This window comes from Chryseobacterium sp. GW823-FHT05E08 (genome assembly GCF_058795655.1).
Genome location: NZ_JBXAHY010000005.1, coordinates 1 through 16,459, shown reverse-complemented (window position 1 = coordinate 16,459; position 16,459 = coordinate 1). Strand labels below are relative to the sequence as shown.

The following is a 16,459-nucleotide window of genomic DNA, read 5'->3' as shown; positions in this document are numbered from 1 at the left end:
CCCTTTTGGGTTCTGGTTTGTGTTTTATTCATTCGTTTCCATAGGTTTTACCTACGGCTACTGTTGTTGAACCCTTCGGGTTCGTCGTTGTTTGCATAGTTATTGTTTGGCAAAGTAATTATAAAAGTCACGCCCAATCCGCTGTTTTCTGCTTTTATGGTTCCGCCTTGGGCTTGTACAATTTTCTTGGAAATTGCCAACCCCAATCCGCTTCCTGTTGGTTTTAGGATGTTTTGGTTTTTAGATTGATAAAATTTATCAAAGATCATTTCCAGATCTTCTTCAGGAATTGTTTTTCCTGTGTTGAAGATTTTAATCGTTAATTCATTTTCCTTTTCAGATAATTTAGTTTGTATCGTTCCTTGATCGTCTGTGAATTTCAAGGCATTTCCTAAAATATTCTGAAATAACTGAATCATCCTCGCTTCATCATATTCAAATATAAATTGATTTAAAAGATTCACCTCGCTTAAATGAATGTTTTTCTGCTGAATTAAATGAAGAAGTGGATTTACAGATTTTTTATAAGTTTCAAGAATGTTATTCTGTTGAATATTTAAAGCAATTTCACCATGTTCCAATTTATCCAGATACAAAATATCATTAATAATTTCACTTAATCTGTCGGATTCTGTGATGATATTGTTTAAAAATTCTCTTTTGATGTCTAAAGGAATATCGTCGTCATCGGCTAAAATTTCTCCGGCTGAACGAATTGCTGTAATTGGAGTTCTCAATTCATGAGCGACAGAATCCAAGAAATCATCCTTTTGATGGTCTTTAATGATTAAACTTTCATTAGCTTTTCTTAAATCATCCGAAAGTTTTTGAAGTTCATCCGACTGTTCGGTTAGCTTTTTATTCAGTGTAATATTTTCTTTAGATTCTTCTAAAATATTTAAAACTTCCTTTAAAGATATTTTATCTTCTTTGGTTACGCCTTCAATTAAAATCTTTGCAGAAGCGGTTCCAATTCTCCCTGCCAAAAGGTTTTCTGAAAATTTAATGAATCTTGAATCCGCAGTTTCGGTTTGAGAATCAATATTATATTTTAAATTGAAAATTCTTAATGCTTGTTCAGTTTTATTTTTACCTAAAAAACGTTCTAAAATATTTTTAATATCTGAAACATAAGCTGTTCCGCGCCAAATGAAAGCGTTTTCGTGATTTTGAATGTATTTATCAATATCAACATATAATTCGGCGAAATTTCTTTCACGGTAATTTCCTTTTACACTCACGGAAATGATTGTAAATAAAGCAGTATTCACGAGCATTGACCAAAAGAAAATCTGCGGAATTTTACTCAAAAAAGAGATGCTGAAAAAATCAAAAGCATTGTACATTTCTCTCAAAACTCCTTTTAATTCTTGATTATAGGAGAAGTAATATTGCGGAATAATCAATCCGAAATAACAAATTGCTAATCCTGCCAGCAATCCGATAACTGCGCCTTTGTACGTTCCTCTTCTCCAAAATAATGCTCCGAAAAATGCGGGTGCCAACTGTCCGATCACGACAAATGAAATTAAGCCAACAGAATCGAGCGAAGTTTTTAAAATAAAATATTTATAAAAGCCGAACGCCATGATAATCAATGCGAAAATGCTGAATTTCCTGATGTTGGTAATGTTTCTGGTGTTCTGAACTTCATTTTCTGATTTAAATTTTCCCAATAAACCGTAAGGAATAATCAAATTGTTTGAAAGCATTATGGATAGAGTAATCGCAGAAATAATGATCATTGAAATACAAGAACTTAATCCTCCAAGAAATACGAAAACCGTAATTAAGGTATTGTCAAAATGTTGCGGAATTAAAATAGAGTAGAACTCAGGATTCACGTTTTGTCCTTCAAAAATCAATCTTCCGCCCCAAGCAATCGGGAAGATGAAAATGGTGAAAATCAATAAATAAAGAGGAAAAAACCAGATCGCAGTTTTAATATGTTTTTCCTGTCTGTTTTCAACAATCGCTGTGTGAAACTGTCTCGGAAGAATACAAATTGCTGTTCCTGAAATCAAACATAAAACCATCCAGTTCATCGCACCTTCAATTCCGTTGAAGGTATTTTTTGCTTTAAAATCTTCAAACTTACTGGCCTTTTCATAAATGTCTGAAAATCCGTCAAAAGCATAATAAATAACAAATAATCCTAAAATAATGATGAAAAATAATTTTAAAAAACTTTCCAATGCAATAGCGGAAATAATTCCCAAGCGTTTTTCTGAGGCATCAACATATTTTGTTCCGTAATAGGATGAAAATAAAGCAATTAAAACAACCACAAAAGTGGCATTATCTGTCAAAATGTTTTTAGACATTGGTGTTTCTGTTACCAAATGAAATGTTTCGGAAATCGCTTTAATCTGTAAACCAATGTAAGGGACAATCGCCAAAAGACAGACGATCGTAATAATCGCGCTAAAACTTCTGCTGTTCCCATATCTTAACGAAATAAAATCTGCTAAACTACTTATTTTATTAACTCTTGAAATTCTTACAATTCGGGTATTAATGTAAATCCATGCAGGAATTACCATGATGGGACCGATATAAATCGGAAGATAATTAAGCCCGCTTGTAGCTGCAACGCCGATGCTTCCGTAGTACGTCCAAGCCGTGCAATACACAGCCAAAGACAATGCGTAGATGTAAGGATTGTTGATCCAGACTTTGCTTTTTTTCTTCTCCGCCAAATGAGCGACTAAGAATAAAAGTGCCAAATAGATCAAAACAACGATAAATAACGCGAAACTACTCATCATATTTTTTTACGATTACAAAAGAGATAATAATGGAAATCATCCAGACTGCGAACACGTAAATTAAGATCATCGGATAGCCAAAGACTTCCTTTTCACTGTTGAATAACAACGAAATAGGAATACTGAAGGCAACTAGAAGTCCGATGCTCAGAAGTATTAATTTTTGTTCGTGTCTCTTTTTCATAAGTGATAATTAATAAATGATAATTGATAAATTGACGGTGTTTTAACTCATCATTTATCAATTATCATTCATGATTTTATGGGTTAGGCTTTATCGTCAGAATATTCTCCTGTTAAAGAATAGTAGCCGAAAATTGCTAATCCGCCAGAAATAATCGGCATCAAAACAAATAGAATTATGATTCCGAATACCAGATCTTCCTGTTTTCCCGAAGTGATCTTTGGAATTCCCATGACCGTTATCCCGAAATATCCCACCACGAGAGCTGCTAAGATCCAGATAATGCCAAATATTTTTTTTAGTGTGTCCATTTTAGTAGTATTAAAATTAATGAAAAATTGAGTGATTCAATGCTTAATCGTGAATATTATTGTTCTTATTTTTAAGATATATCATTCCGATGAGCAAACAGACTGCGGCAACTCCGATAGGATACCAAAGCCCTTGAAGATACCAGGTCGGATGTCCTGCATCTTTGCCAACGGTCACTAAATAAGTTGCAACGGCAGGAAGAAGTCCTCCAAACACCCCGTTTCCAATATGATACGGTAAAGACATCGATGTATAACGGATTCTCACCGGGAACATTTCTACCAAGAAAGCAGCAATCGGACCATAAACCATCGTTACAAATATCACTTGAATGAATACCAAAAACACCAAATACCATTTTGTATTGTCGGCTAATTTCACGGTTTGAGAAACTTTTGGCTCTTCGGCTTTTCCGTCTTTCATCACAACACCGCTCGGTGACCAATGGACTACACTGTCTTTTTTAATTAAAGTTCCGTCTGTGTACAATATTTCTTTATGGAAATTGACAAGGCTATCTGAGGCGATATCTTTATGAATTTTTGCAGTTCTTTTTTCTGTAATTCCGTTGGCTGCGACGGTTTTGGTTTCAAGATTTACACTTTTAAACATTGCATCATAAATTGGTCTGTAGGCTAGAATTGCAACCAGCATTCCGGTCATCATGATGGCTTTTCTCCCGATTTTGTCTGACAACCAACCGAAAAATACGAAGAAAGGAGTCCCCATCAATAAGGCAGTTGCCATTAAAGAATCGACCTGTGAAGATTCTACGTTCATTACTTTTTGAAGGAAACTCATGGCATAAAATTGTCCGGTGTACCAGATTACCCCTTGTCCCATCGCCGCTCCGAATAATGCCAATAAGACAAATTTGAAGTTGTATTTATTCCCAAAACTTTCTTTTAAAGGATTTTTTGAAGTTTTTCCTTCACTTTTAGCTTTAGCAAAAAGTGGAGATTCTTTCATGTTTTTTCTGATGACATAAGAAACTCCCACCATTAAAATTGAGATCCAGAAAGGAACTCTCCATCCCCAACCTTCAAATTCTTCAGCAGAAAGGGTATTTTTAGTAATTAAAATAACAATTAATGAAATGAAAAGCCCTGCAGTTGCAGTCGTTTGAATCCATGAAGTCCAATAACCTCTTCTGTGGGGCTGGGCGTATTCTGCAACGTAAGTCGCGGCACCTCCGTATTCTCCGCCCAGCGCCAAACCTTGTAATAGTCTTAAAATTAAAACTAAAACCGGCGCAAGATATCCAATAGTTTCAAAACTCGGGATACATCCGATGAGGAAAGTTGAAAATCCCATAATTAATAAAGTAACCAAAAAAGTATATTTTCTTCCAATAATATCTCCTAGTCTTCCGAAGAATAAAGCTCCAAAAGGTCTTACCACAAATCCGGCAGCAAAAGTTGCAAGCGTAGATAAAAATGCTGCGGTAGGATTATCTGACGGAAAGAATTTCGTTGCTAAAACAACGGCCAAACTTCCAAAAATATAGAAGTCGTACCATTCTATTAATGTACCAAGTGACGAGGCAGTGATCACGCTCCAAATGGTGCGGTTTTTCTGCTTTTCGGTCATATTTTCGTAGGTATCGTGATGATTTTCGCTCATATTGCTTGATTTTGATGTTAGTTAAATTGATATTGAGTTTTTATAGTTTATTTTTAATTAACCACAAAAGAGACAAAAGATTAACACATTAGTTATTTTTAAGTTTATTATTAAATTGCAATAAGAAAAACATATAAGTTTAAGAAATCTTTTATAAACTTTGTTTTCTTAACAGCAGAATAGCTTTTGTATCTTTTGTGGTTAAAATTTTGAAGTTTTTATAAATAAATTTGAAATTGCATAATAAATTCCCCTTTGGAAGATGGACTTTTTGTCGGGCTCGTATAAACTGGTCGTGTTGAATATTGCGTAGTGATTTTCGCATGATGACCGTCTATAAACCAATTCGCTCCGATATCAAACTGTGAAGATGATTTTTCTAAAGCATCAAAACTTTTATGAGTATAAGCCGCAAAAGGCTGGATTCTTACTTTAGGTTTTTCTGCCTGATTTGGTAGAAGTAAACCCGCCTGCGCGTAGATAATATTACCTGTACCGATGGTTGGTTGTAGATTTCCTGCTCCTGCAATGGCTTTATCACCGATAAAATTGGGATCGGAAGAAGCAATATTCATAATGCCTAAATTTCTGATATAATTGGGACCGAATTGATAGTTGTAATAGCCTGCATAAGCAGAAACTGCCATTTTATTTTTAGCATTTCCCAAAGGAATATCTGCGAAAGCATCGACTGCAACAAGCGTAATGTCATGTTTTTCTATCGCTGAATTAATAGAAGTTCGGGTACCATCTTTTTGATGATAAAAACCTGCTCCAAGATTGAAAACTTTTTTTGTTCCCAAATAAGAACCTACTTTGAAAGGAAGCGTATTGGATTCTTCGTCAAGAAACTGATATTCAACATAACCTGCTTTTGAAAAATTAGGATTTCCGTTATTATCAACTGCTACGGCTTTTGTGGGATCAGTAACATTTACTGGAACTAAATCTGTTGCAAAAGGCTTATTTAAACTAAAACGATATTCTAATTTGCCGTATTTTCCTTTAGCAAACATTCCTAATTGTCTTGCAAACTGATCTGAGTTGTCGATCAACGGCCATGAAAAAATAGGGGAGTCGACGGTTAGGAAATTCAATGTAGAAGCCATTGTCATACGGGAAAGTCCCATGTAATAATGAAGTCCCGCACCCAAAGATAAACTGAATTTTCCGGCTTCTCCAGGTAAAATAACTGCGTATTCATTCCAGGCATCGTGGAAAAACATTTGAGGCTTTTTCCCGTTTCCATAACCTCCTGTTCCTGAAGTTCCTGAGCCTCCGCCGTTGATAAACGTTTGATTATTAATCCCAAAATGAGCAAGAATCATATATCTTTTAGAAATCTGAGCGTACGCTAAAACACGTAATCGCCTGTTTCCTAAACTCCATGAATTGTCTGTTGGTTCTCCGCCAACCATACTTTCTGGGTTCATTTGGGTATTTCTTAACCAAAATTGATCCCATAAGATAAACCTGACATATTTATCACCTTGCGGATTGAGGTTTAATTTGAGTCCACTTCCGTAGTCGGGAGAACCTTGTGAGTATAAAGAATTACTGATTAGAGCTAATCCAATAAATGTGAGTATTTTCTTCATAAATTATCAATTTTTTGGCGTTAATTTTGTGAAAGCCAAATTGTAATTAATAATTTGTTTACGAAAATTTAATATATATTAGTGGTAATAATATAGTTTGATATTAATTAAAGTTAAAAATTTTATAAATTAATTTTTCAAAATACAATAATTGCTGCGAGAGTAAAATTCATAATTAACTTATTTACAATTGAATATAAGTATTATTTCTTAAATCTTTCCCATTTAATCAACATATATTTATCTGCAAACTGAGTGATAATAATTCCTGAGTTTTTAAGATTTTCTTCTTGAGCGATATATTCAATTAATTCATTTTGCTTTAAAATTTTATATACCGGATGGAATTCAGAATGCGGTGGTCTTGTGATATTATATTTTTTGATCCACGAACTTATCGTGACATGAGAAACTCCGATAATTCTTTCTATTTCACGGAAACTTAAGCCTTCAAGATAAAGTTGAAGTGCTTTTGTTACATAATAATCGTCAATTCTTTTGCCTAATTTTTTAACCGTAAAATAATAGTTGCAGTCCTTACAAAGGAACCTTTGTTTCTCGTTGATGATTCCGCTTTTTACAATTTTATTGCTGTTGCATTTGGGGCAATTACTTTCCATATATAGCATTTTAGCAAATATATAATAAATTAGCAAAGTTGTATTTTCTTATAAAGATAATTTTACCTGTTTATTTTAATTTAACAAAAATAATATCTTTTTTATTTGGTTTTTAAAGTTGTAATGCTTTAAATTTGCCAAAAAATTCAGATAAATAAATGGAAATAGAAATTTCCTCATGCGAACATTTAATGTATGTGAGTGAAATACAGCAGGAAATGTATGATTCTGCACAGCGACGAGGGACGGGCATCGCAAAACGTTCCATAGAATATTTAAGTAAAAAGATTTCAGATGGTAATGCTGTAATAGCCACTGAAAACGGCGAATGGGTAGGTTTCTGTTATATAGAGACTTGGTCACATGGTCAGTTTGTGGCCAACTCCGGATTAATCGTTTCGCCAAAATTCAGGAACAGAGGAGTCGCTACTTTAATTAAGAATAAAGTTTTCCAGTTATCTAGAGATAAATATCCGAATGCGAAGGTATTTGGATTGACAACAGGTTTGGCAGTGATGAAAATCAATAGTGACTTAGGATACAAACCTGTAATTTATTCTGAATTGACACAGGATGAAGAATTCTGGAACGGTTGCAAAAACTGTGTGAATTATGAAATTTTAATGAAAAAAGAACGTAAAAACTGCCTTTGTACAGCAATGCTTTTCGTTCCCGATAATAATAAAGTAAATGGTGTTGTAAGTGATCAACCCGAAAATCAATATAGAAATGAGCAAGAAAGTAATCTTAGCATTTAGCGGAGGTCTAGATACCTCTTACTGTGCCAAATATTTGAGTGAAATACTTGGATATGAAGTATATGCAGTCACTGTAAATACCGGAGGTTTTTCTAAAGAAGAGGAAAAAGAACTGGAGAAAAAAGCCTTCAATCTTGGGGTAAAAGAATACAGGTGTGTTGATGCTCAGGAAGATTATTATAATTCTTGCGTAAAGTATTTGATATTTGGTAATGTGTTGAAAAACAATACCTATCCTTTGTCTGTAAGTGCTGAACGTACGATTCAGGCGCAGGAAATTGCAAAATTTGCGATTGAAATCGAGGCTGACGCTATCGCTCACGGAAGTACAGGTGCTGGAAATGATCAAGTTCGTTTTGATTTGATTTTTCAGGTAATGTGTCCAAATGTGGAAATTATTACGCCAATTCGTGATATGGCTTTATCCCGTGAAGAAGAAATTGAGTTTTTAAAAATCCACGGTTATGAAATGGAATTCCAAAAAGCACAATATTCTGTGAATAAAGGACTTTGGGGAACTTCAGTCGGTGGAAAAGAAACCTTAACATCAAGAAATTATCTTCCTGAAGAAGCTTTTCCTTCGCAAATTAAAGAAACTCAGCCTTCAGAGTTGGAAATTGAGTTTAAAAATGGTGAAGTTGTAGCAGTGAATGGAGAGAACTTTGAACACTCGGTTTACGCGATTCAAAAAATTGAAGAATTAGCTTCAGCTTACGGAATCGGTCGTGACATCCATGTTGGAGATACAATTGTCGGAATCAAAGGAAGAGTAGGTTTTGAAGCGGCAGCAGCGTCTGTGATTATCAAAGCGCACCATTTATTGGAAAAACATACGCTCTCAAAATATCAGCAGATGATGAAATCTCAATTGTCTGACTGGTATGGAAACTGGCTTCACGAAGCGCTTTTCTTAGATCCTGTGATGAGAAATATCGAGTCTTTCTTGGATGATTCTCAAAAAACAGTAAGCGGAAAAGTTTTTGTAACGCTTCATCCGTACAGATTTATTTTAAATGGAATTGAATCTGAACATGATTTAATGTCTGATAAATTCGGAAGTTATGGCGAAGCAAACAGAGCGTGGACAGGCGAAGATGTGAAAGGCTACACGAAAATTGTAAGCAATTCCTTAAATATATATCATCAGATTAATTCAGCGTTTTGATGATGAACCCGCAGGGTTCAATACGAATAGCCGTAGGTGAAACCTATGGATTAAAAAAGATCAACATAAACAGAGAATCCGCAGGGTTCAATAATAGTAGCCGTAGGTGAAACCTATGGCAAAAATAAAAAATGATTGAAATTAATAAAACAGCAGGAATCATCGGAGCCAACGGTTACACAGGAAGCGAACTGGTTCGTCTGCTAGCTTTTCATCCTCATGTGTCTTTGAGTTTTTTATATAGTCGTTCGAATTCGGGGACAAAAATTTCAGATTTGTACCCGGATTTAACGACGGTTTGTGAAATGGTTTTAACAGATCAGCCTGAAGAGGTAGATATTTTATTTTTATGTCTTCCTCACAAAGAAAGTCAGAATTGGCTGGCTCAAAATAGGGTAAAAGATGAAACGTTGGTCATCGATTTAGGAAATGATTTTCGTTTAGATGGAAATTTCGCAAAAAGAAATTTTATCTACGGTCTGCCTGAAATCAACAAAAAACAACTTTTAGGAGCGAAAAGTATTGCAAATCCGGGATGTTTTGCTACGGCGATTCAACTTGCTTTGCTTCCATTAGCTCAAAAAGGATTGTTGAATGAAGTGTACACAACGGGAATTACAGGTTCTACAGGAGCGGGTCAGTCTTTGCAGGCAACGACGCATTTTACCTGGAGGAATGATAATATTTCAGCCTATAAAACTTTGACCCACCAGCATGTGGATGAGATTTTACAGCAATTAATTTCTTTTAATACAAATGAAATCAGTCTGAATTTTGTTCCATGGAGAGGGGATTTTGCGAGAGGGATTTTTACGAGTTCCACGGTGAAAACAGATTTAGAACTTTCAGATATTCATCAATTGTTTAAGGATTTTTATGCAGATGAACCTTTTGTAAAGGTAAGCGAAAAAGCAATTGATTTAAAGCAGGTTGTCAATACCAATCGCTGTGTGATTCATATAGAAAAGAGTGGAAATGTTGCGGTTATTCATTCAGCGATTGACAATTTGTTGAAAGGAGCGTCCGGGCAGGCTGTTCAAAACATGAATCTTGCAATGGACTGGGAAGAAAATTCAGGATTAAACTTGAAACCAATAGCATTTTAATATCAAAGTAAAAGGTTTGTCATGCTGAGCTTGTCGAAGCATCTCTATCGTAGTTTTAATTAATTTTAAAAACTCGAATCAAAACCGACATAGGAAAATGGAGCGTTAAGAAAAATAATTTTGTGAACGTTAACAAAATTCAATTGTTCGAAGCGCGAGACAAATGTCGAGTCGAAGAACAAATATCAATTTCGCGCAAGTTTTAGAATTTTTAGAGAACAAAAATATTTTTTAGCGAAAGTTTCCAGTCTTGAACTTTTGTTTCTTTTGTTTCAAGACAAAAGAAAATATAATAAAATGAAGTTGTAAAACCAGCAACTATCAACCAAAAACAATCAACTAGAAAATGAATTTATTCAACGTATATCCATTATTCAACATAAATCCGGTAAAAGCTCAGGGATCATTTCTTTGGGACGATAAAGGAGAAAAATATCTTGATTTTTACGGAGGTCACGCAGTGATTTCTATCGGGCACAACCATCCGCATTATCAAACTCAATTAAAAAACCAGTTAGATAAAATATCTTTCTATTCAAACTCGGTTCAAAACGAATTACAGACTGAACTAGCTGATAAATTAGGAAAACTTTCAGGGTTGGAAGATTACAATTTGTTTTTATGCAATTCAGGAGCTGAAGCGAACGAAAATGCTTTAAAACTGGCTTCTTTCCATAACGGAAAAAGTAAAGTGCTGTATTTTTCAGGTTCGTTTCATGGAAGAACTTCAGCAGCGGTTTCTGTGACTGATAATCCTAAAATTGTAGCTCCCGTAAACTATGACGAAAGATTTATTAAGTCTGAATGGAATAATATAGAACAGCTTGAAATTGTTTTTGAAAATCATGGAAGTGAAATTTCATCTGTAATTATTGAAGGAATTCAGGGAGTTGGAGGAATTATGATTCCAACGGTTGAATTTTTAACTAAAATCAAAGAACTGTGTGAAAAATACAATACGGTTTTGATTTTAGATGAGGTTCAATCAGGGTACGGAAGAAGCGGATATTTCTTTGCTCATCAGGAATTTGGAGTTGAAGCAGATATCATTACAACGGCAAAAGGAATGGGGAATGGCTTTCCAATTGGCGGAGTATTGATTCATCCGAAATTTCAGGCAAGCAATGGTTTATTGGGCACAACTTTTGGCGGAAATCACTTAGCTTGTGTCGCTGCAATTGCGGTTTTAGACGTAATGAAAGATGAAAATCTCATCCAAAATGCTCAGGAAATAGGCGAATATATTGAAAATGAAATTAAAGATTTTTCACATATTAAAACGATCCGAAGGAAAGGCTTGATGATTGGAATTGAACTCGACAGGGATTGCTCGGAAGTGAGGAACAGCTTGTTGTACAATCATCATATTTTCACCGGAAACTCCAATGATAAGGCTGTGTTGAGGATTCTTCCGGCGCTTAACATTAGAAAAGAAGAAACTGATTTATTCATCAGTGCTTTGAAAACTGTTTTAGAAAATCTTTAAATTTTAATTAACCACAAAATTTTAAACACTTTAGTTTAATTAAGTTAAAAAATAAAGTTGAAGAAGTTCACTTAAGATTTTGAAAATCTTTGATTTTCAACTCATGTGTTCTAAATATTTCAATATTATAAAACTTCTAAAGTGTACTAAAGTGTTAAAAATTTTTGGTTTAAAATCAATTCAAAATGAAAAAATTCACCTCTGTAAGTGATGTTGAAAACTTGCAGGAAATCATACAAAAAGCTTTACAAATTAAAGAAAATCCTCTTTCGGAAACCGAAAAGGGGAAAGGAAAAACAATCGGACTTGTATTTTTGAATTCAAGTTTGAGAACTCGTTTAAGCAGCCAGATTGCGGCACAAAATTTAGGGTTAAATGTATTAACGTTAAACGCAGCTCAAGAGGCCTGGAATCTGGAATTTGCAGACGGAGCTGTGATGAACGGCGACACCGTTGAACACATAAAAGATGCTATTGAAGTGTTAAATCAATATTGTGACATCATTGCGGTTCGTTGTTTCGCTGGAATGAAAAGCAAGGAAGATGATGTTAACGAAAGTATTTTAAGTCAGTTCGAGCAACATGCAAAAGTTCCGGTTATCTCTTTGGAATCTGCAACGCGTCACCCTTTACAAAGTTTGGCAGATTGTATCACGATTACAGAAAACTGGAAGGAAGAAAAAAAACCGAAAGTGGTTTTAACTTGGGCTCCTCACATCAAACCAATTGCCCATGCGGTAGGAAATTCTTTCGCAGAATGGATGCAGGAAATGGATGTGGAATTGGTGATTGCGAATCCTGAAGGTTATGATTTGGATAAAAACTTCACCAAAGATGTTAAAATAATCCATAATCAGGATGAAGCATTGAAAGATGCAGATTTTGTGTATGTGAAAAACTGGTCGTCTTTTGATGATTATGCAGCAATGCCTGAAGTAAAAGAAAACTGGATGTTGACGAACGAAAAATTAGCCAATACCAATCAGGCAAAAGTAATGCACTGTCTTCCGGTTCGTCGTAATGTGGAATTGAGTGATGAGGTAATGGATGGTGAAAATTCTATCATTTACCAACAGGCAAAAAACCGAATTTTCTCGGCTCAGGCAGTTTTTTCTGAAATTTTGGATGAAATCAATTCAAAATAACAGAAATTCCTTCAATCCTTGTCAAGGTTTTAAACCTTGACAAGGATCATAAAAGTGTTTATAATGAAAGAAAAATTATACATCATAAAAATCGGCGGTGCTTTAATTGATGATGAGGAATTATTGAACGAATTTCTGGAGCAGTTTTCTGATATTCAGGAAAAGAAAATTCTGGTTCATGGAGGCGGAAAATTAGCAACCACATTGGCTGATAAACTAGGCATTGAACAGAAAATGATTAACGGACGAAGAATCACAGATAAAGATACATTGGATATTGTAGCGATGGTGTATGCGGGAGGAATCAACAAAAACATTGTGGCAAAACTTCAGCATAAAAAATGCAAAGCAATGGGGTTTTCGGGGGCTGATGCCAACTTAATTAAGGCTAAAAAAAGAGAACACGCCGAAATAGATTTCGGGTTTGTAGGAGATATTACTGAAAAAAGCGTCAACAGAAAGTTGATTTCAAAGTTATTGAAGCTTGAATTGGTTCCTGTATTCTCTGCGATTACTCATGATAAAAAAGGACATCTTTTTAATACAAATGCAGACACGATTGCTTCGGTAATTGCTCAGGCTTTATCAATAAAATATGATGTTGAATTGTTGTATTGTTTCGATAAAGAAGGCGTTTTGGAAGATATAAACAATCCGGAATCTGTTATAAAAAATATTTCAGAAGAAGAATTTTCAACCTTAAAAGAGGAAGGGAAACTTCATAAAGGAATTCTTCCAAAGTTAGAAAACGCTTTGGGAGCTGTAAAAAATAAAGTCAATAAGGTATTCTTAATTAAAGAAACCGAACTAAAAAACCACATAGAAAATCATCATGCAGGAACTGAAATCTGTTTATAATAAAGAAGAATTACTGAATAATGCAGTGGATTTGTTGAAAAAACTGATTGAAATTCCGTCATTCAGCAAGGATGAATTTAATACGTCGATGGAGATTGAAAATTTTTTCAAAAAACATCAGATTCCAACAAAACGTTTTAAAAATAATATCTGGGCGGTGAACAAAAAGTTTGATGTTTTCAAGCCGTCAATTTTGTTGAATACCCATCATGACACGGTAAAACCAAATAAAGCTTACACTTTAGATCCGTTTCTTGCCATTGAGAAGGATGGAAAGTTATTCGGATTGGGAAGTAATGATGCAGGAGCTTCTCTGGTTTCGATGGCGCAGGTTTTTTTGCATTTTTATGCTCAAGAAGATTTAAAATATAATTTAGTTGTTGCTTTGACGGCTGAGGAGGAGATTTCAGGTTTTGACGGAATTGAAGCTTTATTTCCCCAACTACCAAATATCGAGCTTGCCATCGTAGGAGAACCAACGCAGATGAATCTGGCAATCGCAGAAAAAGGACTTTTGGTTATTGACGGGGAAATGAAAGGTACTCCTTCTCACGCCGCTCATCCTAACGACGATAACTCGATTGTGAAATGTATGGAAGATCTGCAACAGATCTTAAACTTCAAATTTCCAAAGGTTTCGGATTATTTGGGTGAAGTTAAAGTTACATTGTCTGGAATTCATGCCGGAGTTCAGCATAATGTAGTTCCGGAATCGTGCACTTTTACGTTGGATGTTAGGGTGACGGATGAATATTCCAATGAAGAGGCATTTGAAATTATCCAATCACAGATGAAATCAACCTTAACGGCAAGATCTTTCAGGCTAAATTCTTCAAAAATCGAAATGGATCATCCTTTTGTACAAGCTGGTTTGGAAATCGGAAGGACAACTTACGGCTCTCCAACTTCGTCCGATCAGGCGATTATTCCGTGTACATCAGTGAAAATCGGTCCTGGCGACAGTAGGCGTTCTCACACAGCGGATGAGTACATATATATAAATGAAATAAAAGAAGGGATTGATATTTATATTCAAATCCTTGAAAAAGTTTTATAAAACGACTTAGGAAAATGGAGCGTTAAGAAAAATAGTTTTATGAACGTCAAGAAAATCCCACTGTTTGAGTGCGAGACAAATATCGAATCGAAGAACCAATATTCAATTCGCACGAGTTTTGGGATTTTTAGAGAATAAAAATATTTTTTAGCGGAAGTTTCCAGTCTTGAATTTTTGTTTCTTTTGTTTCAAGACAAAAGAAATATAATATTAGTTTTTTAATGTTTTGGCCTTACTCAGCAGGCAATGAAGTTTGAAATATTTTTAATAAAGATTTATGCAAAAATTGAATTAGAAATGAAAGACTTGTACAAAATAATAAGGGTGTCCTGCTGAGTTGTCAAAACAAACTAAATTTTTAAAGAAAAAAATATGAAAAAAATATGGCAGAAGGATGACCTTGCCACCAATATATTAGTCAATAAATTTACGGTCGGGAAAGATCTTGATTTTGATGAGCGTTTAGCGAAATACGACGTCAAAGGCTCGATGGCGCACTGTAAAATGTTGGCAGAAGTTGGAATTATTTCCAATGAAGAATCAGAGCAGATGTTATCTGTTTTGGAAGAAATTTTGAAAGATATCGACAACGGAACTTTTGAAATTGATAAAACTGCAGAAGACATTCACTCGCAGGTAGAATCTATCTTAATTGAAAAATTAGGGGATACAGGAAAAAAAATTCATACCGCACGTTCAAGAAATGACCAAGTTTTATTGGATATCAAACTATATTTAGTTGATGAAATTCGTGAAATTGCGGCACTGACAGATGAATTCTTTCAAATATTAATCAAACTGGCAGAACAGCATAAAAATGTTCTGCTTCCCGGTTATACGCATTTACAGATTGCGATGCCATCATCGTTTGGGTTGTGGTTTGGAGCTTATGCTGAAGCATTGTTAGATGATGTTGAAATGTTGTTCTCTGTTAAAAATATCATTAATAAAAATCCATTGGGTTCTGCGGCGGGATATGGTTCGTCTTTCCCGATCGACCGTGAGAGTACGACCTATAATTTAGGCTTTCAGTCGATGAATTACAATTCGGTGTATGCTCAAATGACGCGTGGAAAATCAGAGAAAATGTTATCGATGGCAATGGCAACTTTGGCTGGAACATTGGGGAAATTTGCTTATGATGTTTGCCTGTATTTAAGTCAGAATTTTGATTTTATAAGCTTTCCTAAAGAGTTTACAACGGGAAGCAGCATCATGCCACATAAGAAAAATCCTGATATTTTCGAATTGGTTCGTGCACGTTGCAACAGAATCCAGTCGTTGCCGAATGAGTTTATTTTGTTAACAAATAACCTGCCTTCAGGTTATCACAGAGATATGCAGCTGACGAAGGAAATTCTTTTCCCGGCCATTGATTCTTTAAAAGAATGCTTGGAGATTTTAAGTTATACATTGCCAAATATTCAGGTGAAAGATGGAATTCTGGAAGACGAAAAGTATAAATATCTTTTCAGCGTAGAGAAAATAAATGAAGAGGTGAAAAATGGGAGTTCATTCCGTGATGCGTATGTAAAAGTAGGGCAGGAGATTGAAAATAATGAGTTTGATTTTGAAATCGGAAATCTTAATCATACTCATCAGGGAAGTATTGGAAATCTATGTTTAGATAAAATAGAATATCAGTTTAATAAACTGAAAAATAAATTATTGGGTTAAAAATTTTTATGAGATGCTTCGACTCCGCTCCTTTAGATTTGCAGAAAGAAAAATAATATCTTTAGAAAAAGAGAAAGCATTTAATTAAACTAAGACTCGCTC

General features: G+C 34.8%; 14 protein-coding genes. 8 read left to right on the top strand and 6 right to left on the bottom strand.

Annotated elements, in window-relative coordinates:
• Nucleotides 1-47: 47 nt before the first annotated feature.
• The 6 genes from AC1Q7L_RS16790 to AC1Q7L_RS16765 form a co-directional block, all read right to left on the bottom strand.
• Nucleotides 48-2,765 (bottom strand): ATP-binding protein, encoded by a 2,718-nt coding sequence (locus tag AC1Q7L_RS16790; RefSeq protein WP_492307253.1) that lies wholly within the window; start codon nt 2,763-2,765, stop codon nt 48-50.
• Nucleotides 2,758-2,952, bottom strand: coding sequence for a hypothetical protein (locus AC1Q7L_RS16785; protein ID WP_066750189.1), 195 nt, complete (start codon nt 2,950-2,952; stop codon nt 2,758-2,760). Before AC1Q7L_RS16785 ends, AC1Q7L_RS16790 begins: the two co-directional genes overlap by 8 nt.
• 83 nt (nt 2,953-3,035) lie before the next feature.
• Nucleotides 3,036-3,263: a DUF6814 family protein gene (locus AC1Q7L_RS16780; protein ID WP_066750187.1), complete on the bottom strand. Its 228-nt coding sequence runs from the start codon at nt 3,261-3,263 to the stop codon at nt 3,036-3,038.
• Nucleotides 3,264-3,306: 43 nt separating this feature from the next.
• Nucleotides 3,307-4,887: an MFS transporter gene (locus tag AC1Q7L_RS16775; RefSeq protein WP_492307254.1), complete on the bottom strand. Its 1,581-nt coding sequence runs from the start codon at nt 4,885-4,887 to the stop codon at nt 3,307-3,309.
• Nucleotides 4,888-5,105: 218 nt separating this feature from the next.
• Nucleotides 5,106-6,485 carry a porin gene (locus AC1Q7L_RS16770; RefSeq protein WP_492307255.1) on the bottom strand — a complete coding sequence of 460 codons (1,380 nt, stop codon included), beginning with the start codon at nt 6,483-6,485 and terminating at the stop codon, nt 5,106-5,108.
• A 203-nt stretch (nt 6,486-6,688) separates the two neighbouring features.
• Nucleotides 6,689-7,105: a transposase gene (locus AC1Q7L_RS16765; protein ID WP_492307256.1), complete on the bottom strand. Its 417-nt coding sequence runs from the start codon at nt 7,103-7,105 to the stop codon at nt 6,689-6,691.
• 158 nt (nt 7,106-7,263) lie between these two features.
• On the opposite strand from AC1Q7L_RS16765, the gene AC1Q7L_RS16760 reads away from it, so the two are divergent.
• The 8 genes from AC1Q7L_RS16760 (at nt 7,264) to argH (ending at nt 16,357) form a co-directional block, all read left to right on the top strand.
• Nucleotides 7,264-7,863: a GNAT family N-acetyltransferase gene (locus tag AC1Q7L_RS16760; RefSeq protein ID WP_492307257.1), complete on the top strand. Its 600-nt coding sequence runs from the start codon at nt 7,264-7,266 to the stop codon at nt 7,861-7,863.
• Nucleotides 7,835-9,028: an argininosuccinate synthase gene (locus tag AC1Q7L_RS16755; RefSeq protein WP_492307258.1), complete on the top strand. Its 1,194-nt coding sequence runs from the start codon at nt 7,835-7,837 to the stop codon at nt 9,026-9,028. The genes AC1Q7L_RS16760 and AC1Q7L_RS16755 overlap by 29 nt, the downstream gene beginning before the upstream one ends.
• Nucleotides 9,029-9,159: 131 nt before the next feature.
• The gene (gene argC / locus AC1Q7L_RS16750) at nt 9,160-10,134 is read left to right on the top strand and encodes an N-acetyl-gamma-glutamyl-phosphate reductase (RefSeq protein WP_492307259.1); all 975 of its coding nucleotides are present in this window, start codon (nt 9,160-9,162) and stop codon (nt 10,132-10,134) included.
• A 346-nt stretch (nt 10,135-10,480) separates the two neighbouring features.
• Nucleotides 10,481-11,620: an aspartate aminotransferase family protein gene (locus tag AC1Q7L_RS16745; protein ID WP_492307260.1), complete on the top strand. Its 1,140-nt coding sequence runs from the start codon at nt 10,481-10,483 to the stop codon at nt 11,618-11,620.
• A gap of 185 nt (nt 11,621-11,805) precedes the next feature.
• The gene (locus tag AC1Q7L_RS16740) at nt 11,806-12,765 is read left to right on the top strand and encodes an N-acetylornithine carbamoyltransferase (RefSeq protein WP_492307261.1); all 960 of its coding nucleotides are present in this window, start codon (nt 11,806-11,808) and stop codon (nt 12,763-12,765) included.
• Between the two features lie 63 nt (nt 12,766-12,828).
• Nucleotides 12,829-13,623 (top strand): acetylglutamate kinase, encoded by a 795-nt coding sequence (gene argB / locus AC1Q7L_RS16735; RefSeq protein WP_492307262.1) that lies wholly within the window; start codon nt 12,829-12,831, stop codon nt 13,621-13,623.
• Entirely contained in the window at nt 13,598-14,680 is a 1,083-nt protein-coding gene (locus AC1Q7L_RS16730; RefSeq protein ID WP_492307263.1) for a M20 family metallo-hydrolase, read from the top strand. Before argB ends, AC1Q7L_RS16730 begins: the two co-directional genes overlap by 26 nt.
• 372 nt (nt 14,681-15,052) lie before the next feature.
• Complete coding sequence (argH, locus tag AC1Q7L_RS16725; protein ID WP_492307264.1) at nt 15,053-16,357, top strand: argininosuccinate lyase; 1,305 nt, start codon at nt 15,053-15,055, stop codon at nt 16,355-16,357.
• Nucleotides 16,358-16,459: the final 102 nt, after the last annotated feature.